Origin of the sequence: Streptomyces sp. NPDC058664, assembly GCF_042716635.1 — a bacterium.
Lineage (GTDB): Bacteria > Actinomycetota > Actinomycetes > Streptomycetales > Streptomycetaceae > Streptomyces.
In genome coordinates, this window is the sequence record NZ_JBHXRW010000071.1 from 1 (window position 1) to 26,386 (window position 26,386).

The window sequence follows — 26,386 nt, forward strand, 5'->3', positions numbered from 1 at the left end:
CGGGCGCGTTGCCGGCGATGCCGGTGACGTTGACCGTCGAGGTCACCGCGACGCCGTTGTCCGGGATGGACACGTCGGCCGCGTTCTCGAAGACCTTGCCCACGGGCGGCTCGGTGCCGCCGGGGCGGGTACCGACGTTGACGCCGGCCCAGGCGTGCTGGACCGCGAGCACCTCGGGGCTGCCCGCGCCGTACAGCTCCGTGGCCACCGCGACGGTGCCCGTGCGGGCGCCGGCGTAGTTGGTGGAGGAGTTGAACTTGGTGGTGAGCGCCTTGAACCAGATCAGCGAGGCCTTGTCCCGGCCGATGCCGGTGACGGGCAGGCCGTCGGAGGTCGGCGAGTCGTAGGTCACGCCGTTGACGGTCTTGGTGCCGCTGCCCTCGGAGAGCAGGTAGTACCAGTGGTTGGCCGGGCCCGAGGAGTAGTGGACGTCGACGCTGCCGATGCCGGAGTACCAGTAGTCCTTGGACGAGCCGTCCTTGCTGGGCTTGTCCATGTAGCGCAGCGGGGTGCCGTTGCCGCGGATGTCGATCTTCTCGCCGACGAGGTAGTCGCCCTGGTCCTGGGCGTTGTTGGCGTAGAACTCGACGGCCGCCGCGAAGATGTCCGAGGTGGCCTCGTTGAGGCCGCCGGACTCGCCGCTGTAGACCAGGCCGGCGGTGACGGAGGTCAGGCCGTGGGTCATCTCGTGCGCGGCCACGTCGATGGAGGTGAGCGGCTTGGCGTTGGCCGCGCCGTCGCCGTACGTCATGCAGAAGCAGGAGTCCTGCCAGAAGGCGTTGACGTACGCGTTGCCGTAGTGGACCCGGGAGTACGCGCCGACGCCGTCGCCGCGGATGCCGGAGCGGCCGTGCACGTTCTTGTAGTAGTCCCAGGTGAGCGCGGCGCCGTAGTGCGCGTCGGCGCCCGCCGTCTCCAGGTTCGACGGGGTTCCGTTGCCCCAGACGTCGTCGGGGCCGGAGAAGAGCGTCCCGGTGCCGGACGTACCCCGGTTGAGGTTGTACGTCTTGTGGTTGCCGCGGGTGGTGTCGGTCAGCGTGTACGAGGGCGCGGTGCCGAGGGTGACCGAGCCGCTGTACTGCGTGTTGCCGGTGCCGTTGTGCACGGCCTGCCACTCGTACAGCTTCGCGCCGGTCTTCGCGTCCGTCACGACGTGCAGCTCGTTCGGGGTGCCGTCGTGCTGGAGGCCGCCGACGACGGTCTCGTACGCGAGGACGGGGGCGCCCGAGGCCATCCAGACGACCTTGCGCGGGGCGCGCTCGGCGTCCGTCTCCTTCGAGCCCTCCGCCTTGGCGAGGCCGACGGCCTGCTTCTCGGCGGCGGCCGGGGCGACGGTGGCCGCGAGGTCGACGTTCTTCAGCTCCGCGCGGGAGGACTTGGTGACCGAGGTGGTCGCGCCGGCCTTGGTCTCGGCGACGATCAGGTCACCGCCGAGGACGGGCAGTCCGGCGTAGGTGCGCTCGTAGCGCGTGTGGGTCGTGCCGTCGCGGTCCTGCACGACGTCGCGGACGACCAGCTTCTCCTGGGCGCCGAGGCCGAGGGCCTTGGCCGTGTTCGCCTTGTCGGCGTCGGCGGCCTTGATGAGCGCGGTGCGCTCGGCGGGAGTGAGGTCGGCCGGGAGCTTGCCGGGGTTCGCCCGGTCGGCGGCCTGCGCCTTGGGGGCGGTGGGCCAGCCGATGTCGGCGGAGGCGGTGCCGGACTGGACACCGACCGCGATCATGGCGGCGGCGGCTATCAGGGCGCCGGTCGCGGTGGCGCGACGGCTGGGCGTGGATCTCACGCAGACTCCTTCTTGCGAGGGGGGTACCGGCGGACTGGGTGGGCCCGTCCGGGCGGAGCAAGCAGAGCTGTGGAGCACGTTCGAACGACGTGGAGCACGTTCGGGTGGCGCGGTACTCGTTCGGGTGAAGCGGCGAACGGTGATGCGAGGAACCGGGGAGAGACTGACAGGAGTGACGGGGACCTGTCAGGAGTGCGGCGAGAAGTTGGCCGGAATTCGTCCGCTGCCCGTACGTCGGTGTTCGTTAACCGGACGTTTCGCCGATCATGGACGCGATACCGTCCAGCGTTCGCCGAAGCCCGAATTCGAAGAGCGCGTCCAGGTCCAGACCGAAGTCGCCGCCGCTGGTCACCGAGTCCAACTCGGGGTACGAGCCACTCGCCTGGATCGCGTCGAGCCGTGGCTCATTCTGTTCCATCCACTCGCCGTCGGAGATCCCCGTGTCCTGGCGCGCCTGCTCCTCCAGGTCGTCGGCCATCGACAACCCCTGGACGTAGGCGAAGATCAGCAGATGCGTGTGGAGCTTCTCCTCGTACGTCAGCGGAGTCCCCCGCAGCGACCGCAGCACCCACTCCAGGTACGCCAGCGCGTTCGGCGTCGCGACCGGCCGCGTGAACGAGGCCATCGCGTGCGCCATCCACCGGTGCCGGGAGTACACCCCGCGCAGCCACCGCGCGCCCTGCTCGAGCCCTGTCCGCCACTCCGCCGGCACCGGACCCAACGGCACCTCCCCGCACGCCGCGTCCGCCATCAGGCGCACCAGCTCCGCCTTCCCCGGCACATGGCGGTACAGCGCCATCGTCGACACCCCGAGAGCCGTCGCCACCCGGCGCATCGTCAGCGCGTGCAGCCCCTCCGCGTCGGCAAGTTCGAGCGCCGCCTCCACCAGCCGCTCCCGCGACAGCGGCTCCGCGTCCGGACCCGCGGGGGCGACGACCACCGTGCCCACCCCCGGCTCGGCCCGCACCAGGCCCTCCTGCCGCAGCACCCCCAGCGCCTTCGTGGCCGTCGCCATCGCCACGCCCCACTCCCGGGTGATGGCCCGCGTCGACGGCACCCGGTCGCCCGGGGCGAGCTCGCCCGACCGGACGCGTCGGCGGAGCTCGGCGGCGATGGCGAGGTAGGGCGGCCGGTTCGTCACGGCGGCGAGTGTACTAGTGCACCAGGACGCCGTACACGCCGGTGACACGGGCCTTCGATGGCGTGCCGCCCGGGCGTACTAGGGCACGCGTGGCGGCGTACACGGCTCCCCTGCTTCCCTCCCCGCATGACACTCACCGCGAACCCCGGGCACGGCGCCGGACCCGACGCAGGACCCGCCCGAGCCGGCCGCCGCGAATGGGCCGCCCTCGGCGTCCTCATGCTGCCCCTCCTCCTCGTCTCCATGGACGTCTCCGTCCTCTACTTCGCGATCCCCTCCATCGCCGCCGACCTGCGCCCCGGCGCCACCGAGCAGCTGTGGATCCTCGACATGTACGGCTTCGTCCTCGCCGGACTCCTCATCACCATGGGCGCCCTCGGCGACCGCGTCGGCCGCCGCGGACTCCTCCTCGGCGGCGCCGCCCTCTTCGGCCTCGCCTCCGTCGCCGCCGCCTACGCCCACAGCCCCGGCACCCTCATCGCCGCCCGCGCCCTCCTCGGCGTCGCCGGCGCCTGCCTCATGCCGTCCACGCTCGCCCTCATCCGCACCCTGTTCCACGACCCGGCCCAGCGCGCCAGGGCCGTCACCGTGTGGACCGCCGTCATGGCGAGCGGCATCTCGTTCGGACCCGTCGTCAGCGGAGCCCTCCTCGAACACTTCTGGTGGGGCTCCGTCTTCCTCATCAACCTCCCCGCCATGGCCCTGCTCCTGATCCTCGGCCCGATGCTGCTCCCCGAGTCCAAGGGCGCCACCGGCGGCGGGCGCTTCGACCTCGCCGGCGCCGCCCTCTCCCTGGCGGCGCTGCTGCCCCTCATCCACGGCGTCAAGGAGATCGCCGAGGACGGCTGGGCGCCGGTGCCCGCCCTCGGCATCACCACGGGCCTCGTCCTCGGCTTCGTCTTCGTACGCCGGCAGGCCCGCCTCGCCCATCCGATGGTCGACCTCCGCCTGCTCCGGCAGCGGGCCTACGGCGGCTCCGTCCTCGTCAACCTGCTCGCCATGGTCGCGACCGTCGGCTTCGCCGTCTTCCTCACCCAGTACCTGCAGTCCGTCCTCGGCCAGAGCCCCTTCGAGGCCGCCCTCTGGAGCCTCGTCCCCAGCGGCGGCGTCCTCGTCGCCGCACCGGTGGCCGCGGCGCTCGCCCGGCGGGTCGACCGGGCGTACGTCATGGGCGGCGGGTTCCTCGTCTCCGCCGCGGGCTTCGCCTGGCTCGCCGGGGTCGACCGCGCCACGCCCCTGTGGGCCGTCCTGGTCGGCGGCGGCGTCTACGCCGCCGGGCTCGTCTCCGCCATGACCCTCGCCAACGAACTCGCCCTCGGGGCGGCTCCGGTGGAGCGCGCCGGATCCGCCGCCGCCGTTCTCGAGTCGGGGCAGGAGCTGGGCGGGGCGCTCGGGATGGCGGTCCTCGGGTCGGTCGGGGCCGCGGTCTACACGGCCGCGATGCCCTCCTCGGCGCCGGCCGCCGCCCGGGAGACGCTGGGGGGTGCGCTGGGGTTTCCCGGGCCTGTCCTTGAGGCCGCGCGGGATGCCTTCGTCCGGGCCATGGGGGGCGCGGCTGTTGCCGCCTGTCTTCTGATGCTTCTCGCGGCGGGGGTGGCGGTCGCTCTGCTGCGGGGTGCGCGTGCCTGACACCCGTGGGGGTGCCGTGGGGGCCGTTCCGGGGGTCGCGTTCGGGACTGCATGATGTACGGCGCCCGCGGTCCGTTTGTTGTGGGCGTCTCTGAAGCGCCACACATCACGCTTTACGTCCCGAACGCGCCCCCTCCACGTCCCCCACTGCTGTTTCGTTTTCAGCTCACCAGGCTCTCGCGCCAGGCGCGGTGCAGGCCCGCGTAGCGGCCCTCGCCCGTGACCAGGGCCGAGGGTGTGCCGTCCTCGACGATCCGGCCCGACTCCATCACCAGGACCCGGTCCGCCACTTCGACCGTGGAGAGGCGGTGGGCGATGACCACCGCCGTACGGCCCGCCAGGACCGTGTCCATGGCTCGTTGCACCGCCCGCTCGCCCGGTACGTCGAGGGAGCTGGTCGCCTCGTCGAGGATCAGGACCGCCGGGTCCGCGAGGAGGGCGCGGGCGAAGGCCACCAGTTGGCGCTGGCCCGCCGAGATCCGGCCGCCGCGCTTGCGTACGTCCGTGTCGTAGCCGTCCGGGAGGTTCTCGATGAACTCGTGCGCCCCGATGGCCCTGGCCGCCTGCTCGATCTCCTCGCGGGTCGCGTCCGGGCGGCCGATCGCGATGTTCTCGGCGACCGTGCCCGAGAAGAGGAACGCCTCCTGCGTCACCATGACGACACCGCGGCGGAGTTCCGGGGTGGCCAGGTCGCGGAGGTCCACGCCGTCGAGTCGTACCGCCCCGTCGGTGGGATCGTAGAAGCGGGCCAGGAGTTTGGCCAGGGTCGACTTGCCCGCACCCGTCGCACCTACCACTGCCACTGTCTGGCCCGGCGGGATCGTCAGGTCGAAGGCGGGGAGGACCTCGCCGCCCGTGCGGTACGCGAAGCGGACCTGGTCGAAGACGACCTCACGGCCCGGGGAGCCGGTGCGGTCGGGAAGGTCCTTGGGCGCCCGCGTCTCCGGTACGCCCGGTTCCTGGGCGAGCAGGCCCGCGATCTTGGTGAGGGACGCGGCGGCCGACTCGTAGGAGTTGAGGAACATGCCCAGGCGGTCGATCGGGTCGTACAGGCGCCGCATGTAGAGGACCGCGGCCGCCAGGACGCCCAGTTCGAGGGAGCCCGAGGCCACCCGGTAGGCGCCCCACAGACACATGCCGGCGACCGCTGTGTTCGCGACCAGGCGAGAGCCGACCACGTAGCGGGCCATCTCCAGGAGGGCGTCGCCGTTGCTGCGCTCGTGCCGGTGGTTGAGGGCCGCGAACTCCGTGTCGTTCGCCTGTTCCCGGCGGAACGCCCGGACCGGGCGGATGCCGTTCATCGTCTCCGCGAACTTCACGATCACGCCCGCGATCGCCGTGGAGCGTTCGGAGTAGACCCGGCCGGCACGCCTTCTGTAGAGGCGCACGAGGAGGTACAGGGGGAGGAAGGAGGCCACCGCCACCGCTCCGATCCCCAGGTCCAGCCAGAGGAGGATGACGGAGATCGAGAGGAAGGAGAGGAACACGCCGATCAGTTCCTGGAGACCCTCGGAGAGGAGCTCCTGGAGCGATTCGACGTCCGTGGTCGAGCGGGAGATCAGCCGGCCCGAGGTGTACCGCTCGTGGAAGTCGACGCTGAGGACCTGGGCGTGGCGGAAGATCCGGCCGCGCAGGTCCAGGAGGACGTCCTGGTTGACGCGCGCCGCTCCGCGGACGAAGACGTACTGGAGGACGCCCGAGAGCGCCGCGCAGAGGAGGTAGCCCAGGGCCACCGCGACGACCGGACCGTGGTCGCCGTCCCGGAAGGCCGGGACGCCCCGGTCGATGGCGTACGCGACGAGCAGCGGGCCCGCCTGGATCGCCCCCTCCCTGACGAGGAGGACGAGCGCCGCGAACGCGACCCTCACGCGGTGCGTCGCCAGGAGCGAGCGGAGCAGCGCGCCCGTCGCCCCCGGGGGCGACGGCAGGTCGTCGCGGTCGAAGGGGTCCCCGGCCGGGGCTTCCCGCTCGGTCGGCCGGGTGTCCGTGGTGTCGGTCATCGGTTCTCGTCCTTGCCCTCGCCGGACATCAGCCAGGCGTACTCCTCGCTGCTCCGCAGCAGTTCCTGATGGGTGCCGACGGCCGCGATCCGGCCCCGCGACAGCAGCGCGACCCGGTCGGCCAGCATCACCGTCGACGGGCGGTGCGCCACGACGAGCGCCGTCGTCTCCCGCAGCACCTCCCGCAGGGCCGCCTCCACCCGTGCCTCCGTGTGCACGTCGAGCGCCGACAACGGGTCGTCGAGGACCAGGAAGCGGGGCCGGCCGACGACCGCGCGGGCGAGCGCGAGCCGCTGGCGCTGCCCGCCGGAGAGGCTCAGGCCCTGCTCGCCGACCTGGGTCGCGGTGCCCTCGGGCAGCCGGTCCACGAAGCCGTCCGCCTGCGCCACGCCGAGGGCGCGCCGCAGCTCCGGTTCGCCGGCCTTGTCACCGGCGCCCATCAGGACGTTCTCGCCGACGCTCGCGGAGAACAGCGTCGGTTCCTCGAAGGCCATCGAGACCAGGCTCCGCAGCCGTTCCCGTTCCATCAGGGCGATGTCCTCGCCGTCGAGGAGGATGCGGCCGCCGGACGCCTCGTGCAGCCTCGGTACGAGCGCGGTGAGCGTGGTCTTGCCGGAACCCGTGCCGCCGACGAGGGCCAGGGTCTCGCCGGGGCGGATGTGCAGGTCGATGCCGTCCAGGACGGGCGGGGAGCCCGCGGGGGCGTCCGGGTAGCGGAACGACACGCCCTCGAAGCGCACCCCGTCGGGGCCGTCCGCCGTCGTGTCCCCCGCGGTGGGGGTGTCCGGTTCCTCGTCGGCGTCCATCACCTCGAAGTACCGTTCCGTCGCGGTCGCCGCCTCCTGGCTCATGGCGAGCAGGAAGCCGATCGACTCCACCGGCCAGCGCAGCGCCAGGGCCGTCGAGAGGAACGCGACGAGCGTGCCCGCCGACAGGTCACCGTCCGCGACCCGCACCGTGCCGAGGACGAGCGCCGCCCCGATGGCCAGTTCGGGTACGACGGTGATGACCGCCCAGATCATGGCGAGCAGCCGGGCCTTGGCCAGTTCGGTGCCGCGCAGTTCCCCCGCGAGCCTCCGGAAGGCGCGGGCCTGGCTGCGGTGCCGGCCGAAACCCTTCACGATCCGGATGCCGAGGACGCTCTCCTCGACGACCGTCGTCAGATCGCCCACCTGGTCCTGGGCGCGGCGCGCGACGAGCCCGTACCGGCTCTCGAAGAGCGAGCAGACGATCACGAGCGGCAGCACCGGGGTCAGCAGCACCAGGCCGAGGGACCAGTCCTGGGCGAGCAGCAGGACGTAACCCGCGAGGATCGTCACGCCGTTGACCAGCAGGAACGTCAACGGGAAGGCCAGGAACATCCGGACCAGCATCAGATCGGTCGTGCCGCGCGAGAGCAGCTGCCCGGACGCCCACCGGTCGTGGAAGGCGATCGGCAGCCGCTGGAGCCTGCCGTACAGGTCGGCCCGCATCCGCGCCTCGACCCCGGACAGCGGCCGTGCCACCAGCCAGCGCCGGAGCCCGAAGAGCACGGCCTCGGTGATCCCGAGCAGCAGCAGGTACAGCGCCCCCAGCCACACCCCGCCCGGGTCCCGGTCCGCGACCGGCCCGTCCACCATCCACTTCAGGACGAGCGGGATGACGAGCGAAAGACAGGAGGCGACGATCGCGACGGACGCGGCCGCGAACAGCCGCCCGCGCACGGGCCGCACGTACGGCCAGAGCCGGAGCAGCGCACGCACGGCGGAGCGCGGGGGAGCGGCACCGGGGCCGGAAGCGGCGGGTACGGGGGGCTCGGCGGGCGCGGAGGGCTCTGGGGCGACAGGTATCTCGGGCATCAGGTCCGACCATACGGTTCACCCCTGACACGTCTCATCCGGTTTTCCGGCCGTCCTCCCGGACCGGGAGTCGTACCGCCCGTCAACCGATCGGTTGACGGCCGGTACGAGCGGGATGGCCGATACCGGGGGTCGCGCCCGGCCGACAGGCTGGGGACATGACAGCGATCGAGGTGCGGGGACTGCACAAGACGTACGGCGGCCGGAAGGTCGTCGACGGGATCTCCTTCGACGTCGGCGAGGGGGAGATCTTCGGGATCCTCGGCCCCAACGGCGCCGGCAAGACCACCACCGTCGAGTGCGTCGCGGGACTGCGGACACCCGACGAGGGGCGGGTGCGCGTCTGCGGACACGACCCCGTCGCACGGCACGACGAGGTCACCCGGCTCCTCGGCGTCCAGCTCCAGGAGAGCGAACTCCAGGCCAAGCTGACCGTCCGTGAGGCGCTCGACCTGTACGCCTCCTTCTACGAGCGGCCCGCCGACCGGCGGGAGCTCGCCGAGCGGCTCGGTCTCCTGCCGCACCTGGGAACCCGGTTCGGGAAGCTGTCGGGCGGCCGGAGGCAGCGGCTCCTCATCGCCCTCGCGCTGATCGGCGCGCCCCGGGTCGTCGTCCTCGACGAGCTGACCACCGGACTCGACCCGCGCGCCCGCCGCGAGGCCTGGTCGCTCGTCGAGGACGTCCGGGCGGGCGGCGTCACCGTCCTGCTCGTCACCCACTTCATGGAGGAGGCCCAGCGCCTCTGCGACCGGATCGCCGTCATCGACGGCGGCCGGCTCGCCGCGCTCGACACCCCCGACGGGCTGATCGGGCGGGCCTCGGCGGCGAAGGAGATCTCCTTCGCCGCCGACACCCCGCTGGAACCGGCGGAGCTCCGCGCGCTGCCGGGAGCGGTGGGGGCGGAGACGAGGGACGGCAGGACCGTCGTCCACGGCACCGACGAGACCGTCGGCGCCTTCGTCTCGCTCCTCGCCCGCCGGGGCGTCACGGCCCGCCGGCTCCGCGTCACCGACGCCACCCTCGACGACGCCTTCCTCGACCTGACGGGAACCGAACCGCGATGAGTACGAGCACGAGCACGGGTACCGGCACCGCTACCCGCACGTCCACCGCCACCGCCACCGCCACGGTCCTGCGGACCGAGGCCCGGCTCTTCGCCCGCGAGCCCGGAGCCCTGTTCTGGGTGATGGCCTCACCGACCGTCCTGCTCGTCGTCCTCGGCCTGATCCCGTCCTTCCGCGAGGCCTCGGACGACCTCGGCGGACGCCGGGTCATCGACCTCTACGTCCCCGTCTCCGTCCTCTTCGCCCTGATCATGGCCGGACTCCAGGCCATGCCGCCGGTGCTCGCCGGCTACCGCGAGCGGGGCATCCTGCGCCGGATGTCCACCACCCCGGTCCGCCCCGCGACGCTGCTGACCGCCCAGCTGGCGCTGCACGCCGCCGCCGCGCTCGTCTCCTCGCTCCTGGTGATCACCGTGGGCCGGCTCGCCTTCGGCGTCGCCCTCCCGGAGAACCCGCCGGGCTACGCCCTCGCGCTGCTCCTCGCCGTCGCGGCCGGGCTCTCCCTCGGCGCCGCCGTGTGCGCCGTCTCCCGCACCCAGAAGATCGCCACCGCCGTCGGCTCGGCCGTCTTCTTCCCCATGATGTTCACGGCGGGAGTCTGGGTCCCGGTCCAGGCCATGCCGGATACGCTGCGGGGGATCGTCCAGCTCACCCCCTTCGGTGCCGCCTCACAGGCCCTCGACGCGGCCGCGTCGGGCGGCTGGCCCGGCTGGGCGGCGCTCGGTGCCATGGCCCTGTGGACGGCCGTGCTGACCGCCGCGTCGGTGCGCTGGTTCCGCTGGGAGTGACCGGAAGTGGAAGGGGGCGGCCGGACGATGCCGACCACCGTCGAGGAACCCTGGCGCCGGTTCTTCCGCTGGGGGCCGTACGGACTGCTGGCCGTCGCGACCGTGATCTCGGCCGCGGCGGCGGACATGCTGATGGACGGTACGGAGAAGTCCGCGGCCGGCGCCCTGGTGGCCGCCGCGCTCGCCCTCCAGGTGGGGTGGGACCGTCTGCGCGTCCGGGCGCCGGCCGGCCCGGCGCCCCGGGAGGAGGACCCGGACGCCGGGCATCCTTCGCCCGCGCCGGTGTTCCTGCCCGGCGGGCCGGGGCCCGCCTCCATCGCCTACTTCACCCTCCGTACCGCCCTCGCCTTCGCGCTCACCTGGCTCAACCCCTTCTTCGCGATCTACGCCTGCATCGGTTACTTCGACGCCGAACACCTCCTGCCGCGCCGGGTCCGCCGTGCCGGACTCCTGGTCACCGCCGTCATCATGGCGGGCTCCCAGTCCGGCGGCCTGCCGCCCACCGGGCCCGTCCACTGGCTGGCCTTCGGCGGTCTCTTCGCCCTCAACGCCTGCCTCGCCGTCGTCTTCTCCCACCTCGGCGCCAAGGAGGCCGAGAAGGCCGCCGAGCGGGCCGCCACGATCACCGAGCTCGCCCGCGCCAACGCCCGCCTCGAACAGGCCCTCGCCGAGAACGCGGCCCTCCAGGCCCAACTCCTCCTCCAGGCCCGGGAGGCCGGGGTCGCCGACGAGCGCCGCAGGCTCGCCGCCGAGATCCACGACACCCTCGCCCAGGGCCTCACCGGGATCATCACCCAGCTCCAGGCCGCCACCGCGGGCCCCGACCCGGAGGCGGGCCGCGTCCATCTGCGGCGGGCCGCCGACCTGGCCCGGCACAGCCTGGGCGAGGCCCGCCGCTCGGTGCGGAACCTGAGCCCGGTCGCCCTGGAGCACGACAGCCTCCCCGAGGCCCTCCGCAAGACCGTCGGGACCTGGGCCGAACGCACCGGCGTCGACACCCGGTTCACCGTCACCGGCACCGAACGGCCGCTCCACGACGAGGTCGCCGCCACCCTCCTGCGGATCGCCCAGGAGGCCCTCGCCAACGCCGAACGGCACTCCGGCGCGTCCCGGGCCGGCGTCACCCTCTCCTACATGGGCGACGAGATCACCCTGGACGTGCGCGACGACGGCCGCGGCTTCGAACCGGGCGCCCCCGGCGGGGGGTTCGGCCTCGCCGGCATGCGCGCCCGCGCCGAACGGCTCGCCGGGGCCGTGACCCTGGAGACCGCACCGGGCGAGGGGACGGCCGTCTCCGCTCGCGTACCGTGGGCGGGCCATGACTGACATCACCCTGCTGATCGTCGACGACCACCCCGTCGTACGGGACGGCCTGCGCGGCATGTTCGCCGCCCCCGGCTCCGGTTTCCGCGTCCTCGGCGAGGCCTCCGGCGGCACCGAGGCCGTCGCGCTCGCCCTCCGCCTCGACCCGGACGTGGTCCTCATGGACCTGCGCATGCCGGAGGGCGGCGGCGTCGACGCCATCGCCGACCTCACCCGGCTCGGCGCCCGCTCCCGGATCCTCGTCCTCACCACGTACGACACGGACACCGACACCCTCCCGGCGATCGAGGCCGGTGCCACCGGCTACCTCCTCAAGGACGCGCCCCGCGAGGAACTGTTCGCCGCCGTACGGGCCGCCGCCGAGGGCCGCACCGTCCTCTCCCCGGCCGTCGCCTCCCGCCTCGTCACCGCCGTCCGCGCCCCCGTCGCCCCGGCCGTCGACACCACCCTCTCCGCGCGCGAGACCGAGATCCTCGTCCTCGTCGCCAAGGGCACCGCCAACCGGGCCGTCGCCGCCGAGCTGTTCATCAGCGAGGCCACCGTCAAGACCCATCTGACGCACATCTACGCCAAGCTGGGCGTGAAGGACCGGGCGGCGGCCGTCGCCGCCGGTTACGAACGGGGCATCCTGGGCCGGGCCTGACGCCCGGCCCCCGCCGTCCCCGAGGCCTCAGGCCGCGACCCGCAGCAGCACCACCGACCGGGCCCCCACCGTGAGCGTCCCGCCGCCCCGGTGGACCGTCCCCGGGGCCCCGGACTGCTCCTCGCGGGCCGTGTCGACGACCAGTTCGTACGACTCCGCCCAGGGCGGGCCCGGCAGACGGAACTCCAGCGGGTCCGGGCCCGCGTGGAGCACGGCCAGGAAGCTGTCGTCGGTGATCTGCTCGCCGCGCCCGTCCCGGCCCGGTATGTCACGGCCCGACAGGTAGAGGGCCAGCGTGGCCCTGGGGGCGTACCAGTCCGCCTCCGTCATCTCCGTGCCGTCGGCGCCGAACCAGGCCAGGTCCCGCAGCCCGTCCGCGCCCTGCGGCCGGCCGGAGAAGAAGGCCCGTCGGCGCAGCACCGGGTGGCGGTGGCGCAGGTCGAGCAGCCGCCGGGTGAGGGCGAGGAGCTGGGCGCGCCCCGGGTCGTCGGGCAGGGACCAGTCGAGCCAGCCGGTCTCGTTGTCCTGGCAGTAGGCGTTGTTGTTGCCGCCCTGGGTGCGGCCCATCTCGTCGCCCGCGACGAGCATCGGCACCCCCGTCGACAGGAGCAGGGTGGTGAGCAGGTTCCGCAGCTGGCGCAGGCGCAGGGCGTTGACCCCGGGGTCGTCGGTCTCGCCCTCGACGCCGCAGTTCCAGGACCGGTTGTCGTGGGTGCCGTCCCGGTTGCCCTCGCCGTTGGCCTCGTTGTGCTTGCGCTCGTACGTGACGAGGTCGCGGAGGGTGAAGCCGTCGTGGGCGGTGACGAAGTTGACGGAGGCGTACGGCCGACGGCCACCCCAGGCGTACAGGTCGCTGGAGCCGGAGAGCCGGTAGCCGAGGTCCCGCACGTCGGGCAGCGCCCCGCGCCAGAAGTCCCGTACGGCGTCCCGGTAGCGGTCGTTCCACTCGGTCCAGAGGGGAGGGAAGGAGCCGACCTGGTAGCCGCCGTTGCCCACGTCCCAGGGTTCGGCGATCAGCTTGACCCGGCGGAGCACCGGGTCCTGGGCGATCACCGCGAGGAAGGGGGAGAGCATGTCGACGTCGTGCATCGAGCGGGCCAGGGCCGCCGCCAGGTCGAAGCGGAAGCCGTCGACGCCCATCTCGGTGACCCAGTAGCGCAGTGAGTCGGTGATCAGGCGCAGCACCTGGGGCTGGACGACGTGCAGGGTGTTGCCACAGCCCGTGTAGTCGGCGTACCGGCGGGCGTCGGACTGGAGGCGGTAGTAGCCGCGGTTGTCGATGCCCTTCAGGGACAGGGTGGGGCCGAATTCGCCCGCCTCCGCCGTGTGGTTGTAGACGACGTCGAGGATCACCTCGATGCCGGCCTCGTGCAGCGCCCGCACCATCCGCTTGAACTCGCCGACCTGCTGTCCGGTCGTCCCCGAGGACGAGTAACCGGCGTGCGGGGCGAAGTAGCCGATCGAGTTGTACCCCCAGTGGTTGCGCAGACCGCGCCGCAGCAGGTGGTCCTCGTGCGCGAACTGGTGCACCGGCAGCAGCTCCACCGCCGTCACCCCGAGCCGTACGAGGTGCTCGATCGCCGCCGGGTGGGCCAGGCCCGCGTAGGTGCCCCGCAGGTGCTCGGGGATGCCCGGGTGGAGCCGGGTGAAGCCCTTGACGTGCAGCTCGTAGATGACCGAGTCCTGCCAGGGCGTCTTCGGTCTGCGGTCGTCGGACCAGTCGTCGTCGTCCTGGACGACGACCCCCTTCGGGACGAACGGCGCGGAGTCCCGCTCGTCGCGGACGGTGTCGGCGATGTGCTGCTGCGGCCAGTCCCGGACGTGCCCGTACACCTCGGACGGCAGCGTGAAGTCGCCGTCGACGGCCCGCGCGTACGGGTCGAGGAGCAGTTTCGCCGGGTTCCACCGGGCGCCCGTCCACGGGTCCCAGCGGCCGTGCACCCGGTAGCCGTACCGCTGCCCGGCACCGACCCCGGGCACGAAGCCGTGCCAGATCTCATGGGTCAGCTCGGTCAGCGGCAGCCGCCGCTCCGTACCGTCCGGGGCGAAGAGGCACAGCTCCACGGCCTCCGCCCCGCCCGCCCACAGGGCGAAATTGGTGCCGGCGACCCCGTCGGGCCCGACCCGGCAGCGGGCCCCCAACGGCGTCGGCGCGCCCGGCCACACCGGTGGCCCGGCCCGCTCCGGGGCATGCTCCGGTACCGCCTCCTGCTCGGCTGCGCTCGCCACCGTCCCGGCCTCCCGCGGCTCGTCGGGCCCCGCACCCGGGGAGCGACGGCGTCCCGGCCGCCGCTCCCGTGCGTGTCCTCCTCCTGTTCTTCCCGCCGAGCCCCGCTCCCAACATGACCCGCACGCACGTTTCCCCTGGAGGGTGGCCGTCGTTGGGCCGAGCGTGACACTTGTATGGAAGCGGGCGAGGTACGCCCTCGCGGTGGCGGGACTGATGGCGGGCCTCGTGGGATGCACGGGAAACGGCGGCGAACGGGGCATCGGCCTCCCCTTGCCGGGCAAGGCGCGGGCCCCCGGTGACGTGATCCGGGTCAGCCCGGAGGACGGAAGCCGCGGGGTGAGGGCCGACGGGCCGGTCGAGGTGAAGGTGGACAGCGGACGGCTCGAACGGGTGACCGTCGTCCAGGTGGAGGACGCCCAGCGGACCGAGATCGTGGGGGAGATCTCCGCGGACGGGCTGCGCTGGCGGCCCCGGCCGGACGCCCGGCTCGCGCTGGCCGCGAAGTACAGCGTGGACGCGGTCGCGCTCGACGCGCACGGCCGCCGTTCGGCCCGGCACACGACCTTCACCACCGTGGTGCCGGAGAGCCGTTTCATCGGCTACTTCAAACCGGAGAATCGTTCCACGGTCGGCACCGGCATGATCGTTTCCTTCGGCTTCAACAGGCCGATCGAGAACCGCGCCGAGGTCGAGCGGGCCATCCGGATCACCTCGGTGCCGCCGGTGGAGGTCGTCGGCCACTGGTTCGGCAAGGAGCGGCTCGACTTCCGCCCCGCCGCGTACTGGCGGCCGGGCACCCGCGTCACCGTGCGGCTCGGCCTGCGGGACGTCGAGGGGGCGCCCGGCGTCTACGGCATCCAGCGCAAGACGGTCGGCTTCACCGTCGGCCGCTCCCAGGTCTCCGTGGTGGACGCCGCCGCGCACACCATGGAGGTCAGGAGGGACGACAAGGTCCTGGCGACGCTGCCGATCACCGCGGGGGCGCCGAAGACCACCACGTACAACGGGAAGATGGTGGTGACCGAGCTGTACGACGTGACGCGGATGGACGGGGCCACGGTCGGCTTCGGCGGCGAGTACGACATCAAGGACGTGCCGCACGCGATGCGGCTCACCGAGTCGGGGACCTTCCTGCACGGGAACTACTGGGCCTCGCCCGACACCTTCGGCACCGCCAACGTCAGCCACGGCTGCGTCGGACTCCGGGACGAGAAGGGCGGCAGCGCGGAGTCCCCCGCGGGCTGGTTCTTCGAGCGGACGCTCATCGGCGACGTGGTGGAGGTGGTCAACTCCCGCGACCGGAAGGTGGCTCCCGACAACGGCCTCGGAGGCTGGAACATGGAGTGGGACCGGTGGAAGGCCGGCTCCGCCCTGCGCTGAACACCCGTCGCCCCCGCACCGCCCGGCACTTCCGCCGTCCTACCAGGCCGATCGTGACTGATCGGGACTGAACGGTGACATTCACGAGGATCTTTCGTGTCCTGCGGTGTGATTATCTAGCGCCGTGTGCGCGAGTGAATGCGCACGGGGGTGGGGCCGTGGCGGTGCCAGGCCGTGCGAGGGGAGAAGACCACAGTGAACGGGCAGCCGATATCGGGGACATCGGTAGGGGCCGAGGGGCGGCGCGGCCGACGGCGCGGGGGCGTCCGGCTCGGAGCGCTCGCGGCGGGGGCGATGCTCCTGCTGCTCACCGCCTGCGGCGGCGGTGAGACGCCCGGCGGCAGCGGTACGGGGGGACAGGGACCGGCGGCCCAGGGCGGCGGCAAGCAGGACAACGCGGCCTCCCAGGCGGTCGTGACGATCCTTCCGAAGGACGGCGCCGACGCGGTCGCCACCAGTGGTGCCCTCAAGGTCACCGCCGCACAGGGCAAGCTGACCACGGTCACGGTCGCCGACTCCAAGGGCACCGCGGTCGAGGGCGAGATCGCGGCGGACGGCTCCAGCTGGTCGCCGACCGCCCACCTGGCCGCGGCCACCCAGTACAAGGTCCACGCCGTCGCGAAGGACGCCGAGGGCCGCGAGTCGGCGAAGGACACCACCTTCACCACCCTGGTCCCGAAGAACACCTTCATCGGCCACTACACGCCGGAGGACGGCTCGACCGTCGGCGTCGGCATGCCGGTGTCCATCAACTTCACCCGGGGCATCACCGACCCCGACGCCGTCGAGAAGGCCATCAAGGTGACGGCCGAGCCGGCCGTGCGGATCGAGGGCCACTGGTTCGGCAACGACCGCCTCGACTTCCGCCCGGAGAACTACTGGGCCGCCGGCACCAAGGTGAAGGTCGAGCTCAACCTGGACGGCGTCGAGGGCCGCCCGGGCGTCTACGGCAAGCAGAAGAAGACGATCTCCTTCACCATCGGCCGCCGCCAGGTCTCCACGGTCGACGCCAGTGCGAAGACGATGAAGGTCGAGCGCGACGGCAAGATCATCAAGACGATCCCGATCACCGCGGGCGCCCCGTCCACGACCACGTACAACGGTCAGATGGTCATCAGCGAGAAGTACAAGGTGACCCGCATGAACGGGGCCACGGTCGGCTTCGGCGGCGAGTACGACATCAAGGACGTGCCGCACGCGATGCGCCTGTCCACCTCGGGCACCTTCGTCCACGGCAACTACTGGGCCTCGGCCGGCACCTTCGGCTCCTCCAACGTCAGCCACGGCTGCGTCGGCCTCCAGGACGCGCGGGGCGCGGGCGACGGCTCCATGCCGGCGGCCTGGTTCTACGACCGCTCGATCATCGGCGACGTGGTCGTCGTGAAGAACTCGAAGGACAAGCAGATCAAGCCGGACAACGGCCTCAACGGCTGGAACATGTCCTGGTCGGAGTGGATCGCGTAGTCGTACGCGAGCGAGTGCGGGCCCGGTGCTGTGAGCAACAGCACCGGGCCCCTTCTCGTTAACGGACACTAACCTTCCTCCCATGACTGTGAACCTCGAAGTCGCCGAAGGCGTCGGCACGATCCGCCTCGACCGCCCCCCGATGAACGCCCTGGACGTCGCCACCCAGGACCGGCTGCGCGAGCTGGCCCAGGAGGCGACCGACCGCGACGACGTGCGGGCCGTGGTCCTCTACGGGGGCGAGAAGGTGTTCGCGGCCGGCGCGGACATCAAGGAGATGCAGGTCATGGACCACGTGGCCATGGTCAAGCGCTCCCGCGCGCTCCAGGACTCCTTCACCGCCGTCGCCCGCATCCCCAAGCCCGTCGTCGCCGCGATCACCGGCTACGCCCTCGGCGGCGGCTGCGAGCTCGCGCTCTGCGCCGACTACCGGATCGCCGCCGACAACGCGAAGCTGGGCCAGCCGGAGATCCTGCTCGGCCTGATCCCGGGCGCCGGCGGCACCCAGCGCCTGTCCCGCCTGGTCGGCCCCTCCAAGGCCAAGGACCTCATCTTCACCGGCCGGATGGTCAGGGCCGACGAGGCCCTGACGCTGGGGCTGGTCGACCGGGTCGTCCCGGCCGCCGAGGTGTACGAGCAGGCGCACGCCTGGGCCGCGAAGCTGGCGCAGGGCCCGGCGGTCGCCCTGCGGGCCGCGAAGGAGGCGATCGACCAGGGTCTCGAGGCCGACATCGACACCGGTCTCGCCATCGAGCGCACCTGGTTCTCGGCTCTGTTCGCCACCGAGGACCGTGAGCGCGGGATGCGCAGCTTCGTCGAGGAGGGCCCGGGGAAGGCGAAGTTCGCCTGACGGGTCGTCCGCGGGGGTCATTCCATCGGAACGGCCCCCGCGGACGTCTCGGTACGGCCATGATGGGGGGCATGGCGGGCCTGGAGGGTAGGGAACAACCGTGGCAGCGCACCAGCGCTGCCGCGGCGCGGTGGTCACCGGCCGCGGACGACGAACAGGCCGTCGGAGCACTGGAGTTGTACGGCAATCCGGCGGAGGAGGACGTCCGCCTGCCGTCCCGCCCCGAATCCGCGTGGGTGGCCCGCAGGCTCACCCAGCACGTCGTGCTGCGGCAGTGGGGTCTCGGCCCGCAGATCACCGAGCACGCCGTGCTCCTGGTCTCGGAACTCGTCGGGAACGCGGTCCGGCACACCGGCGCCAGGGTCTTCGCGCTGCGGTTACAGCGGCGGCGCGGCTGGATCCGGGTCGAGGTGCGGGACCCCTCGCGCGGACTTCCCTGTCTGATGCCGGTGCACGAGCTCGACACGAGCGGCCGTGGCCTCTTCCTCGTCGACAAGCTGTCGGACCGTTGGGGCGTGGACCTGGCGCCGCGCGGCAAGACGACCTGGTTCGAGATGCGGGTCTCCGACCGCTGACCCCGCGCCGGCGCCCCCCGGACGCACGGAAGCCCCCGTGCGCCGTGGTGGGGCGCGTGGGGGCTTCCGTGTGGTGCGCCGTGGACGGGGGGGTGTATCCACGGCCGCTATGTCGACCTGGCCCGGGTCAATGGGGGTCGTGTCTCCGACTATGGCAGACGGGTGGCCTTGCCGCCAAAAGTCCTTAGTGGTGCAATGCAGGTCAAATCATGACAGTTGCATAATGAATCGTTGGTGACGTGCAGCACTCACCTTGCAAACAGTGAATGACTATGCAGTTCATCGATTGTTTCCCGTGATCGTCCGGATGGTGGACACCCCTTCAGGGCTCGCAAACGTCCTGGATTGGCCTAATCGTAATAAATCGGGCGCTACCACCTTTAAATGGTCGAGTGAAACCGACCGACCGCCGTGGAGCCCTCCGCGCGGGAGCGGCCGCCGCCCTCGCGGGAACCCTCGCCACCGCCTGCGGCACGGCCCCCCACCCCGCCGCTCCCGCCCCACGGAGCCCCGCGCCCCGGGCTCCCGCCCCCACGCCCCACGCGGCCCCCGCCCCGCGGCGCCTGCCAGGACAGCCCGCCGAGATCGCCCACGGCCCCCGCGACCGGCCCCGGGTCGCCCTCACCTTCCACGGCCAGGGCGACCCCGCCCTCGCCCGGACGCTCCTCACCCAGGCCGAGAACGCCGGCGCCCGCGTCACCGTCCTCGCCGTCGGCAGCTGGCTCGACGCCCACCCCGGCCTGGCCCGGCGCGTCCTCGACGGCGGACACGACCTCGGCAACCACACCCAGCACCACATCGACGTCAACGCCCTGACCGAGGCCGAGGCGCACGCCGAGATCGAGGCCTGCGCCACCCGGCTGCGCCGGCTCACCGGCTCCATCGGCAGCTGGTTCCGGCCCTCCCGCACCCGGCACGCCACCCCCGCCGTCCTGCGCGCCGCCCACCGCGCCGGATACCCGCACGTCCTCTCGTACGACGTCGACTCCCTCGACCACACCTCGCCCGGCGCCACCGCCGTCGTCCGCAACGTCACCGGCACGGTCCGCGCCGGATCCGTCGTCAGCCTGCACTTCGGCTACCCCGGCACCGCCGCCGCCCTGCCCCTCCTCCTCGCCGAACTCGACCGCCGCGGGCTGCGCGCGGTCACCACCACGGAGCTGCTGACCTGATGGCACACCGCACGCACAGCCACCTCACGAGGAGGACCGGGACCCTCCTCGCCGCCGCCCTCCTCGCCGCCCTCGCCGGCTGCGGCACCGGGGACCCGGGCGACGGGGCCGCCCCCGTCAAGAAGGCCGCCGCCGTACCGAAGCAGGCCACCGCGCCCGCCGGACTGCCCGGCATGCCGCCGCTCCTCGACCCGAACGACGTCTACGCCGCCGACCGGCCGAACCGGCTCTCCTCGGTCGTCAAGGACTTCCCCTCCCGCGTCTACGTCCCCAACACCAACTCCAACACCGTCTCCGTCATCGACCCCGCCACCTACCAGGTCGTCGATACCATCCCCGTCGGCATCCAGCCCCAGCACGTCGTGCCCTCCTGGGACATGAAGACCCTCTGGGTCAACAACAACCGGGGCCACACCCTCACCCCCATCGACCCCGCCACCGGCGTCGCCGGCAAGCCCGTCGAGGTCCACGACCCGTACAACCTCTACTTCACGCCCAACGGCAGGTACGCCATCGTGATGGCCTCCCTCGACCGCGAACTCGTCTTCCGCGACCCGCACACCATGGAACGGAAGAAGACCGTCCCGGTCAGCTGCTACGGCGTCAACCACGCCGACTTCTCCGCGGACGGACGCTACTTCGTCGTCTCCTGCGAGTTCTCCGGCGAGCTGCTCAAGGTCGACACCGAGAAGATGGAGGTGATCGGTCAGCAGAAACTGCCCCTCGAGGGCGCCATGCCGCAGGACGTGAAGATCTCCCCCGACGGGAAGACCTTCTACGTCGCCGACATGATGGCCCACGGCATGTGGGTCCTCGACGGCGAGAAGTTCACCACCCCCACCCTGCTGGCCACCGGCAAGGGTGCGCACGGCCTCTACATCAGCCGGGACTCGCGCGAGATGTACGTCCCCAACCGTGGCGAGGGTTCGATCTCCGTCTTCGACTTCGCCAAGAACAGGCTCACCAAGAAGTGGTGGCTCCCGGACGGCGGCTCCCCCGACATGGGAGGCGTCTCCGCCGACGGCAAGGTCCTCTGGCTCTCCGGCCGTTACGACTCCGAGGTCTACGCGATCGACACCACCACCGGCAAGCAGCTCGCTCGCATCCCGGTCGGCGGAGGCCCCCACGGCCTCGCGGTGTACCCCCAGCCGGGCCGGTACTCCCTCGGCCACACCGGCGTCTTCCGGTAGGTCCCGCGGCGGGTCCTCCGGCGGGTCAGTGAGCCACCAGGAGCGCCTCCGACGCCACCGGCCGGAAGCCCGCCGCCTGGAAGACGCGCACGCTGCGGGCGTTGCCCGGCGACTGCTGCGCCCACACCACCTCACCGGGCGTGAGGTGGCGGGCCGCCGTCGCCAGGGCGCGGCCGAGTCCCCGGTGACGTACCCCCTCGTCCACCTCGATCGCCGCCTCCCAGCGGCCCGCGACACCCCGGCCCAGGATCAGCACCCCGCCGTCGGCCGCCCACACCCGTACCTCGTCGCGGAACTTCAGCGCCCGTGCCACCCGCGGGTGCTCCGGGTCCTCGATCGCGCGGAGCTCCAGCGGGGGAGCGCCCGGCAGGGCGTCGGCCACCGTGAGCAGGTCGATCGTGTTCATGCGCCGGCCGGTGCGGGCCATCAGGGCCATCAGGAAGCCCGGATTCATGCTCGCGGCCAGCGGGTCGCTCGACGTGGCCGCGAGCGCGGCCCGTACCCACTCCGGATCGGCGTCCGTGAACACCACCGAATGGGCGGTGAAGGCGAGCACGCCCGCGTCCCGCGGGTCCGGCTGCGGCACCACCGCCGTCGAGCCGTCCGGGGGCGGGAACTCCCCGCGTGCCGCCGCCGCCAGGATCCGTGCCACGTCGTCGCTCATACCGCCATCATCCGACAGGCGCGGGCCAGCTAATCTGACCCCCGTCAGAGAAGTACCGAGAAGGGGCGGAAGCAGTGGCGGACATCGAGTCGGCACGCACGGCATTCAACAAGTTCGACGCGGACGGGGACGGCTTCATCACCGCCGCGGAGTACAAGAGCCTCATGGCGCAGCACGGCGACTTCAACGTCACCGAGACGGTCGCCGAGGTGCTCATCAAGCAGCGCGACGACAACGGCGACGGCGTCCTGTCCTGGGACGAGTTCTGGGCGCACTACAGCAAGGCCTGACCCGCCGCCCGGGCGGGCGGGGCGACTCCGAGTTGCCGCCCGCCCGGGGCTCGGTGACGATCGTCCGGTGACGCCTCCCGGCCCCTTCGGTACCCCGAGCCGTCTGACAGTGGCGGTCCTCGCCGCCGTCGCCGTCATCGCCGTCGCCCTGCTCGGCGGTGGCACGGCCCAGACGGGGACGGGTGAGCTCCGCATACCCGCCGCCGGCACCACCGCGCTACTGCGGCTCCTCGTCCTCACCGGTCTGGCCGTGCACGTCGGTGAACTCGCCGGCCACCGGCTCGCGCGCCCCGGGCCACGACCCCGCCCCTGGTCCGCACCCGCCGCCCTCCTCGCCGCGGCCGCTTCGGCCGGGCTCCTGCTGCTCTTCGCCGCCGTCAGCGGCCTCGGCACGACCGCCTACGGGCTCCGCGAGGGCCGCCTCCTGCTCGTCACGGCCAACGCCTTCGTCCTGGCCGCCCTCTGCGCCGCCTCCCGGCACCCCGCGCTCGCCGCCCTGCCGCTCGCCCTCGCCGTCGGGGCCGAGGCGATGCGCGCCCACCCGGAGGCGTACCAGCCCCTCGTCGGGACCGGTCTCACCGTCGTCCACCTCACCGCCGCCTCGCTCTGGGCCGGCACCCTCCTGTACGTGCTCCGCACGATGAGGCTGCGCGGCGGCGGGCGGGACGTCCTCGCCCGGTACGCCCGGATGGCCGCGTGGGTGTACGCCGCCCTCGCGGTCACCGGCACCGTCTCGACCCCGCGCAAGCCGCCCCTGGACGCCGTCCTCGGCACCGCCTACGGCCGGGTCCTGCTCGTGAAGCCGCCGCTGTTCGGCGGGGCGAGCCTGCTGGCACTCGCCGCCAGGGGACGGATGCCGTCCGGCGGGAACGCCCAGACACCCGCGCGCGTGGAGGTGTCCGTCCTCGCGGCGGTCGTGGTCGTCTCGGCGCTGCTGACCGTGGTGCCCGACCCGGGAGGCATCGGGCCCTGACCGCGTCCGGAAAAAGGATTCAGCCGCGCAGGGAGACGCGCGGGGACGAGCCCCGCAGCACGGCGGCGGCGCCCAGGCCCACGACCAGGCGGATCCCGGCCGGGACGAGCTCGGGGCGGCCGACCTCCCGGAGAACCGGCCGGGAGGCGCCGGTCAGGGCCTACGGCGTCAGCACTCGATGATGTTCACCGCGAGACCGCCGCGCGCGGTCTCCTTGTACTTGACGCTCATGTCCGCGCCGGTCTCCTTCATGGTCTTGATGACCTTGTCGAGGGAGACCAGGTGGCTGCCGTCGCCGCGCATCGACATCTTCGCCGCCGTGACGGCCTTGACCGCCGCCATGCCGTTGCGTTCGATGCACGGGATCTGGACCAGGCCGCCGACCGGGTCGCAGGTCAGGCCCAGGTTGTGCTCCATGCCGATCTCGGCCGCGTTCTCCACCTGCTCCGGGGTGCCGCCGAGGACCTCGGCGAGCGCGCCCGCCGCCATCGAGCAGGCCGAGCCGACCTCGCCCTGGCAGCCGACCTCGGCGCCGGAGATCGAGGCGTTCTCCTTGAAGAGCATGCCGACCGCACCGGCCGCGAGGAGGAAGCGGACGACGCCGTCGTCGTCGGCGCCGGGCACGAAGTTCATGTAGTAGTGCAGGACCGCCGGGATGATGCCGGCCGCGCCGTTCGTCGGGGCGGTGACCACCCGGCCGCCCGCCGCGTTCTCCTCGTTCACGGCCATCGCGTAGAGGGTGATCCACTCCATGGAGTGCGCTGCCGGGTTGCCCTCGGAGCGCAGCTTCCGGGCGGAGTTCGCGGCGCGGCGGCGCACCTTCAGACCGCCGGGCAGGATGCCCTCGCGGGACATGCCGCGCGAGACGCAGGACTGCATGACCCGCCAGATCTCCAGGAGGCCCGCGCGGATCTCCTCCTCGGTGCGCCAGGCCTTCTCGTTCTCCAGCATCATCGCCGAGATCGACAGGCCGGTCTCCTTGGCGAGGCGGAGGAGCTCGTCACCGGTGCGGAAGGGGTACTTCAGGACGGTGTCGTCGGGGACGATCGGGTTCTCGCCCTGGACGGCGTCCTCGTCGACGACGAAGCCGCCGCCGACCGAGTAGTACGTCTTCTCCAGGACGAGCCCGCCCTCCGCGTCGTACGCGAAGATCGTCATCCCGTTGGCGTGGTACGGCAGCGCCTTGCGCCGGTGCAGGATCAGGTCGGCGTCGAAGTCGAAGGGGATCTCGTGGGCGCCGAGCAGGTTGATCCGGCCGCTCGCCTTGATCCGCTCGACCTCGTCGTCCGCGGTCTCGACGTTCACCGTGCGGGGCGAGCTGCCCTCGAGGCCGAGGAGCACCGCCTTCGGGGTGCCGTGGCCGTGGCCGGTCGCGCCGAGCGAGCCGTACAGCTCGGCCCGTATCGAGGCGGTGTGGGCCAGCAGGCCCTCGTTCTTCAGCCGCCGGGCGAACATCCGCGCCGCCCGCATCGGGCCCACCGTGTGGGAGCTGGACGGGCCGATGCCGATCGAGAACAGGTCGAAGACCGAGATGGCCACGGGAGGACTCCTTGTGGGGGCTAGACGCCGTTGTCTGCCGGGGTGGTGCAGAGAAGCGTGCATGCATGGGGTGGGGCACCGTGCTCACTGTCCAGTGTGCGCGGTGCCCCGGATGTATCGTACGAACGAAACCGGAACTAAATCGTACGAAATTACTTCAGGCCGGGGTACAGCGGGTGCTTGTCGGCGAGCGCCGTCACCCGGGCCTTCAGCGATGCGGCCTTGTCGGCGTCGAAGCCGGGCTTCAGGGTCTCCGCGATGATGTCGCCGACCTCGGTGAAGTCCTCGGCCTGGAAGCCGCGGGTCGCGAGCGCCGGCGTGCCGATCCGCAGACCCGAGGTGACCATCGGCGGGCGCGGGTCGTTCGGAACGGCGTTCCGGTTGACCGTGATGCCGACCTCGTGGAGACGGTCCTCGGCCTGCTGGCCGTCCAGCTCGCTGTCGCGCAGGTCGACGAGGAGCAGGTGGACGTCCGTGCCGCCGGACAGGACCGAGACACCGTGGGCGGTGACGTCGTCCCGGACCAGGCGCTCGGCGATGATGCGGGCGCCGTCCAGGGTGCGCTGCTGGCGCTCCTTGAACTCCTCCGAGGCCGCGACCTTGAAGGAGACGGCCTTGGCCGCGATCACGTGCTCCAGCGGGCCGCCCTGGAAACCGGGGAAGACCGAGGAGTTCAGCTTCTTCGCGAACTCCTTCTTCGCCAGGATGATGCCGCCGCGGGGGCCGCCGAGCGTCTTGTGCGTGGTGGAGGTCACCACGTCCGCGTACTCGACCGGGTTCGGGTGCAGACCGGCGGCGACCAGGCCCGCGAAGTGGGCCATGTCGACCCACAGCTTGGCCTCGACCTCGTCGGCGATCCGGCGGAACTCGGCGAAGTCCAGCTGGCGCGGGTAGGCGGACCAGCCCGCGATGATCACCTTCGGGCGGTGCTCCTTGGCGAGGCGCTCGACCTCGGCCATGTCGACCAGACCGGCCTCGTCCACGTGGTACGCGACCACGTTGAACTGCTTGCCCGAGAAGTTCAGGCGCATGCCGTGGGTGAGGTGACCGCCGTGCGCCAGGTCCAGACCCAGGATCGTGTCGCCCGGCTGGGCGATCGCGAAGAGGGCGGCCTGGTTCGCGGAGGCGCCGGAGTGCGGCTGGACGTTGGCGTACTCGGCGCCGAACAGGTCCTTGATCCGGTCGATCGCGATCTGCTCGGCCACGTCGACGTGCTCGCAGCCGCCGTAGTAGCGGCGGCCCGGGTAGCCCTCGGCGTACTTGTTGGTGAGGACGGAGCCCTGCGCCTCCATGACCGCGACCGGAGCGAAGTTCTCCGAGGCGATCATCTCGAGGGTGGACTGCTGACGGCGGAGCTCGGCGTCGACGGCGGCGGCGACGTCCGGGTCCAGCTCGTGGAGGGGGGTGTTCAGAAGCGACATGAATCGATCCCTAGGGGTCTCGGGCCCGGTCTCAGCCGGCGGAGAACGCGGTGTACTCGTCGGCGGAGAGCAGGTCGTCCGGCTCGCCCGCGACACGTACCTTGAACAGCCAGCCACCCTCGAACGGAGCCGTGTTCACCAGCGACGGGTCGTCCACCACGTCCTGGTTGGCCTCGACGACCTCACCGGTCACCGGCGCGTACAGGTCGCTGACGGACTTGGTCGACTCCAGCTCGCCGCAGGACTCGCCCGCGGTGATGGTGTCGCCGACCGCCGGGAGCTGGGCGTAGACGACGTCACCGAGCGCGTTGGCCGCGAACTCCGTGATGCCGACCGTCGCGACGCCGTCCTCGACGGCCGTCAGCCACTCGTGCTCCTTGGTGTAGCGCAGCTGCTGGGGGTTGCTCATGACCTGATTCTCCTGGATCGGGG

General features: G+C 72.3%; 22 protein-coding genes. 13 read left to right on the top strand and 9 right to left on the bottom strand.

Annotation, left to right across the window (positions count from 1 at the left end; all coding sequences use genetic code 11):
- The coding region (locus tag ACFWUY_RS35645) for a M4 family metallopeptidase (protein ID WP_384119754.1) at positions 1 to 1,780 on the bottom strand (1,780 nt) is incomplete at its 3' end.
- A 244-nt stretch (positions 1,781 to 2,024) separates the two neighbouring features.
- Positions 2,025 to 2,921 carry a TetR/AcrR family transcriptional regulator C-terminal domain-containing protein gene (locus ACFWUY_RS35650; protein ID WP_384119756.1) on the bottom strand — a complete coding sequence of 299 codons (897 nt, stop codon included), beginning with the start codon at positions 2,919 to 2,921 and terminating at the stop codon, positions 2,025 to 2,027.
- A gap of 126 nt (positions 2,922 to 3,047) precedes the next feature.
- Here ACFWUY_RS35650 and ACFWUY_RS35655 point away from each other — a divergent pair, with 126 nt between their 5' ends.
- Positions 3,048 to 4,550: an MFS transporter gene (locus ACFWUY_RS35655; protein ID WP_384119759.1), complete on the top strand. Its 1,503-nt coding sequence runs from the start codon at positions 3,048 to 3,050 to the stop codon at positions 4,548 to 4,550.
- A gap of 161 nt (positions 4,551 to 4,711) precedes the next feature.
- On the opposite strand, the gene ACFWUY_RS35660 is transcribed toward ACFWUY_RS35655, so the two are convergent.
- Both ACFWUY_RS35660 and ACFWUY_RS35665 read right to left on the bottom strand, forming a co-directional pair.
- The gene (locus ACFWUY_RS35660) at positions 4,712 to 6,550 is read right to left on the bottom strand and encodes an ABC transporter ATP-binding protein (protein ID WP_384119762.1); all 1,839 of its coding nucleotides are present in this window, start codon (positions 6,548 to 6,550) and stop codon (positions 4,712 to 4,714) included.
- A complete protein-coding gene (locus ACFWUY_RS35665) occupies positions 6,547 to 8,388 on the bottom strand; it encodes an ABC transporter ATP-binding protein (protein ID WP_384119765.1) in 1,842 nt (613 codons plus the stop codon). Before ACFWUY_RS35665 ends, ACFWUY_RS35660 begins: the two co-directional genes overlap by 4 nt.
- Before the next feature lie 158 nt (positions 8,389 to 8,546).
- Between ACFWUY_RS35665 and ACFWUY_RS35670 the strand changes: the two genes are divergently transcribed.
- The 4 genes from ACFWUY_RS35670 to ACFWUY_RS35685 are packed head-to-tail and all read left to right on the top strand — an operon-like array spanning position 8,547 to position 12,206.
- Positions 8,547 to 9,452: an ABC transporter ATP-binding protein gene (locus ACFWUY_RS35670; protein ID WP_384119768.1), complete on the top strand. Its 906-nt coding sequence runs from the start codon at positions 8,547 to 8,549 to the stop codon at positions 9,450 to 9,452.
- Entirely contained in the window at positions 9,449 to 10,240 is a 792-nt protein-coding gene (locus ACFWUY_RS35675; RefSeq protein WP_384119771.1) for an ABC transporter permease, read from the top strand. The genes ACFWUY_RS35670 and ACFWUY_RS35675 overlap by 4 nt, the downstream gene beginning before the upstream one ends.
- 27 nt (positions 10,241 to 10,267) lie before the next feature.
- A complete protein-coding gene (locus ACFWUY_RS35680) occupies positions 10,268 to 11,566 on the top strand; it encodes a sensor histidine kinase (protein WP_384119774.1) in 1,299 nt (432 codons plus the stop codon).
- Entirely contained in the window at positions 11,559 to 12,206 is a 648-nt protein-coding gene (locus ACFWUY_RS35685) for a response regulator (protein ID WP_384119777.1), read from the top strand. The genes ACFWUY_RS35680 and ACFWUY_RS35685 overlap by 8 nt, the downstream gene beginning before the upstream one ends.
- A 27-nt stretch (positions 12,207 to 12,233) precedes the next feature.
- On the opposite strand, the gene glgX is transcribed toward ACFWUY_RS35685, so the two are convergent.
- Positions 12,234 to 14,435, bottom strand: coding sequence for a glycogen debranching protein GlgX (glgX, locus tag ACFWUY_RS35690; protein WP_384119780.1), 2,202 nt, complete (start codon positions 14,433 to 14,435; stop codon positions 12,234 to 12,236).
- 163 nt (positions 14,436 to 14,598) lie between these two features.
- Between glgX and ACFWUY_RS35695 the strand changes: the two genes are divergently transcribed.
- From ACFWUY_RS35695 to ACFWUY_RS35720, 6 genes are all read left to right on the top strand, one after another.
- Positions 14,599 to 15,816, top strand: a complete 1,218-nt coding sequence (locus tag ACFWUY_RS35695) for an Ig-like domain-containing protein (protein WP_384119783.1) — start codon at positions 14,599 to 14,601, stop codon at positions 15,814 to 15,816.
- 195 nt (positions 15,817 to 16,011) lie between these two features.
- On the top strand, positions 16,012 to 17,280 hold the full coding sequence (locus ACFWUY_RS35700) for an Ig-like domain-containing protein (RefSeq protein ID WP_384119786.1): 1,269 nt from the start codon (positions 16,012 to 16,014) through the stop codon (positions 17,278 to 17,280).
- A gap of 82 nt (positions 17,281 to 17,362) precedes the next feature.
- On the top strand, positions 17,363 to 18,130 hold the full coding sequence (locus ACFWUY_RS35705; protein WP_384119789.1) for an enoyl-CoA hydratase/isomerase family protein: 768 nt from the start codon (positions 17,363 to 17,365) through the stop codon (positions 18,128 to 18,130).
- A gap of 71 nt (positions 18,131 to 18,201) precedes the next feature.
- Positions 18,202 to 18,705: an ATP-binding protein gene (locus ACFWUY_RS35710; protein WP_384119791.1), complete on the top strand. Its 504-nt coding sequence runs from the start codon at positions 18,202 to 18,204 to the stop codon at positions 18,703 to 18,705.
- A 392-nt stretch (positions 18,706 to 19,097) separates the two neighbouring features.
- Positions 19,098 to 19,877: a polysaccharide deacetylase family protein gene (locus ACFWUY_RS35715; protein WP_384119794.1), complete on the top strand. Its 780-nt coding sequence runs from the start codon at positions 19,098 to 19,100 to the stop codon at positions 19,875 to 19,877.
- Positions 19,877 to 21,067 (top strand): YncE family protein, encoded by a 1,191-nt coding sequence (locus ACFWUY_RS35720; protein ID WP_384119797.1) that lies wholly within the window; start codon positions 19,877 to 19,879, stop codon positions 21,065 to 21,067. Before ACFWUY_RS35715 ends, ACFWUY_RS35720 begins: the two co-directional genes overlap by 1 nt.
- Positions 21,068 to 21,092: 25 nt before the next feature.
- On the opposite strand, the gene ACFWUY_RS35725 is transcribed toward ACFWUY_RS35720, so the two are convergent.
- Positions 21,093 to 21,731 (bottom strand): GNAT family N-acetyltransferase, encoded by a 639-nt coding sequence (locus tag ACFWUY_RS35725; RefSeq protein ID WP_384119800.1) that lies wholly within the window; start codon positions 21,729 to 21,731, stop codon positions 21,093 to 21,095.
- Positions 21,732 to 21,805: 74 nt separating this feature from the next.
- Here ACFWUY_RS35725 and ACFWUY_RS35730 point away from each other — a divergent pair, with 74 nt between their 5' ends.
- Both ACFWUY_RS35730 and ACFWUY_RS35735 read left to right on the top strand, forming a co-directional pair.
- Positions 21,806 to 22,021 (top strand): EF-hand domain-containing protein, encoded by a 216-nt coding sequence (locus ACFWUY_RS35730; protein ID WP_384119803.1) that lies wholly within the window; start codon positions 21,806 to 21,808, stop codon positions 22,019 to 22,021.
- A 67-nt stretch (positions 22,022 to 22,088) separates the two neighbouring features.
- Positions 22,089 to 22,994: a CopD family protein gene (locus tag ACFWUY_RS35735; protein ID WP_384119806.1), complete on the top strand. Its 906-nt coding sequence runs from the start codon at positions 22,089 to 22,091 to the stop codon at positions 22,992 to 22,994.
- Between the two features lie 168 nt (positions 22,995 to 23,162).
- On the opposite strand, the gene ACFWUY_RS35740 is transcribed toward ACFWUY_RS35735, so the two are convergent.
- From ACFWUY_RS35740 to gcvH, 3 genes are all read right to left on the bottom strand, one after another.
- A complete protein-coding gene (locus ACFWUY_RS35740; RefSeq protein ID WP_384119809.1) occupies positions 23,163 to 24,533 on the bottom strand; it encodes an L-serine ammonia-lyase in 1,371 nt (456 codons plus the stop codon).
- Between the two features lie 152 nt (positions 24,534 to 24,685).
- Positions 24,686 to 25,954: a serine hydroxymethyltransferase gene (gene glyA, locus ACFWUY_RS35745; RefSeq protein WP_384119811.1), complete on the bottom strand. Its 1,269-nt coding sequence runs from the start codon at positions 25,952 to 25,954 to the stop codon at positions 24,686 to 24,688.
- Between the two features lie 31 nt (positions 25,955 to 25,985).
- Positions 25,986 to 26,363, bottom strand: coding sequence for a glycine cleavage system protein GcvH (gcvH, locus tag ACFWUY_RS35750; protein WP_384119814.1), 378 nt, complete (start codon positions 26,361 to 26,363; stop codon positions 25,986 to 25,988).
- Positions 26,364 to 26,386: the final 23 nt, after the last annotated feature.

Excerpts from the sequence above, each read along its gene's own strand:
- ACFWUY_RS35655 (WP_384119759.1), top strand. The coding sequence starts at position 3,048 with ATGACACTCACCGCGAACCCCGGGCACGGCGCCGGACCCGACGCAGGA.
- ACFWUY_RS35660 (WP_384119762.1), bottom strand. The coding sequence starts at position 6,550 with ATGACCGACACCACGGACACCCGGCCGACCGAGCGGGAAGCCCCGGCC.
- ACFWUY_RS35665 (WP_384119765.1), bottom strand. The coding sequence starts at position 8,388 with ATGCCCGAGATACCTGTCGCCCCAGAGCCCTCCGCGCCCGCCGAGCCC.
- ACFWUY_RS35670 (WP_384119768.1), top strand. The coding sequence starts at position 8,547 with ATGACAGCGATCGAGGTGCGGGGACTGCACAAGACGTACGGCGGCCGG.
- ACFWUY_RS35675 (WP_384119771.1), top strand. The coding sequence starts at position 9,449 with ATGAGTACGAGCACGAGCACGGGTACCGGCACCGCTACCCGCACGTCC.
- ACFWUY_RS35680 (WP_384119774.1), top strand. The coding sequence starts at position 10,268 with ATGCCGACCACCGTCGAGGAACCCTGGCGCCGGTTCTTCCGCTGGGGG.
- ACFWUY_RS35685 (WP_384119777.1), top strand. The coding sequence starts at position 11,559 with ATGACTGACATCACCCTGCTGATCGTCGACGACCACCCCGTCGTACGG.
- ACFWUY_RS35705 (WP_384119789.1), top strand. The coding sequence starts at position 17,363 with ATGACTGTGAACCTCGAAGTCGCCGAAGGCGTCGGCACGATCCGCCTC.
- ACFWUY_RS35710 (WP_384119791.1), top strand. The coding sequence starts at position 18,202 with ATGGCGGGCCTGGAGGGTAGGGAACAACCGTGGCAGCGCACCAGCGCT.
- ACFWUY_RS35720 (WP_384119797.1), top strand. The coding sequence starts at position 19,877 with ATGGCACACCGCACGCACAGCCACCTCACGAGGAGGACCGGGACCCTC.
- ACFWUY_RS35725 (WP_384119800.1), bottom strand. The coding sequence starts at position 21,731 with ATGAGCGACGACGTGGCACGGATCCTGGCGGCGGCGGCACGCGGGGAG.
- glyA (WP_384119811.1), bottom strand. The coding sequence starts at position 25,954 with ATGTCGCTTCTGAACACCCCCCTCCACGAGCTGGACCCGGACGTCGCC.
- gcvH (WP_384119814.1), bottom strand. The coding sequence starts at position 26,363 with ATGAGCAACCCCCAGCAGCTGCGCTACACCAAGGAGCACGAGTGGCTG.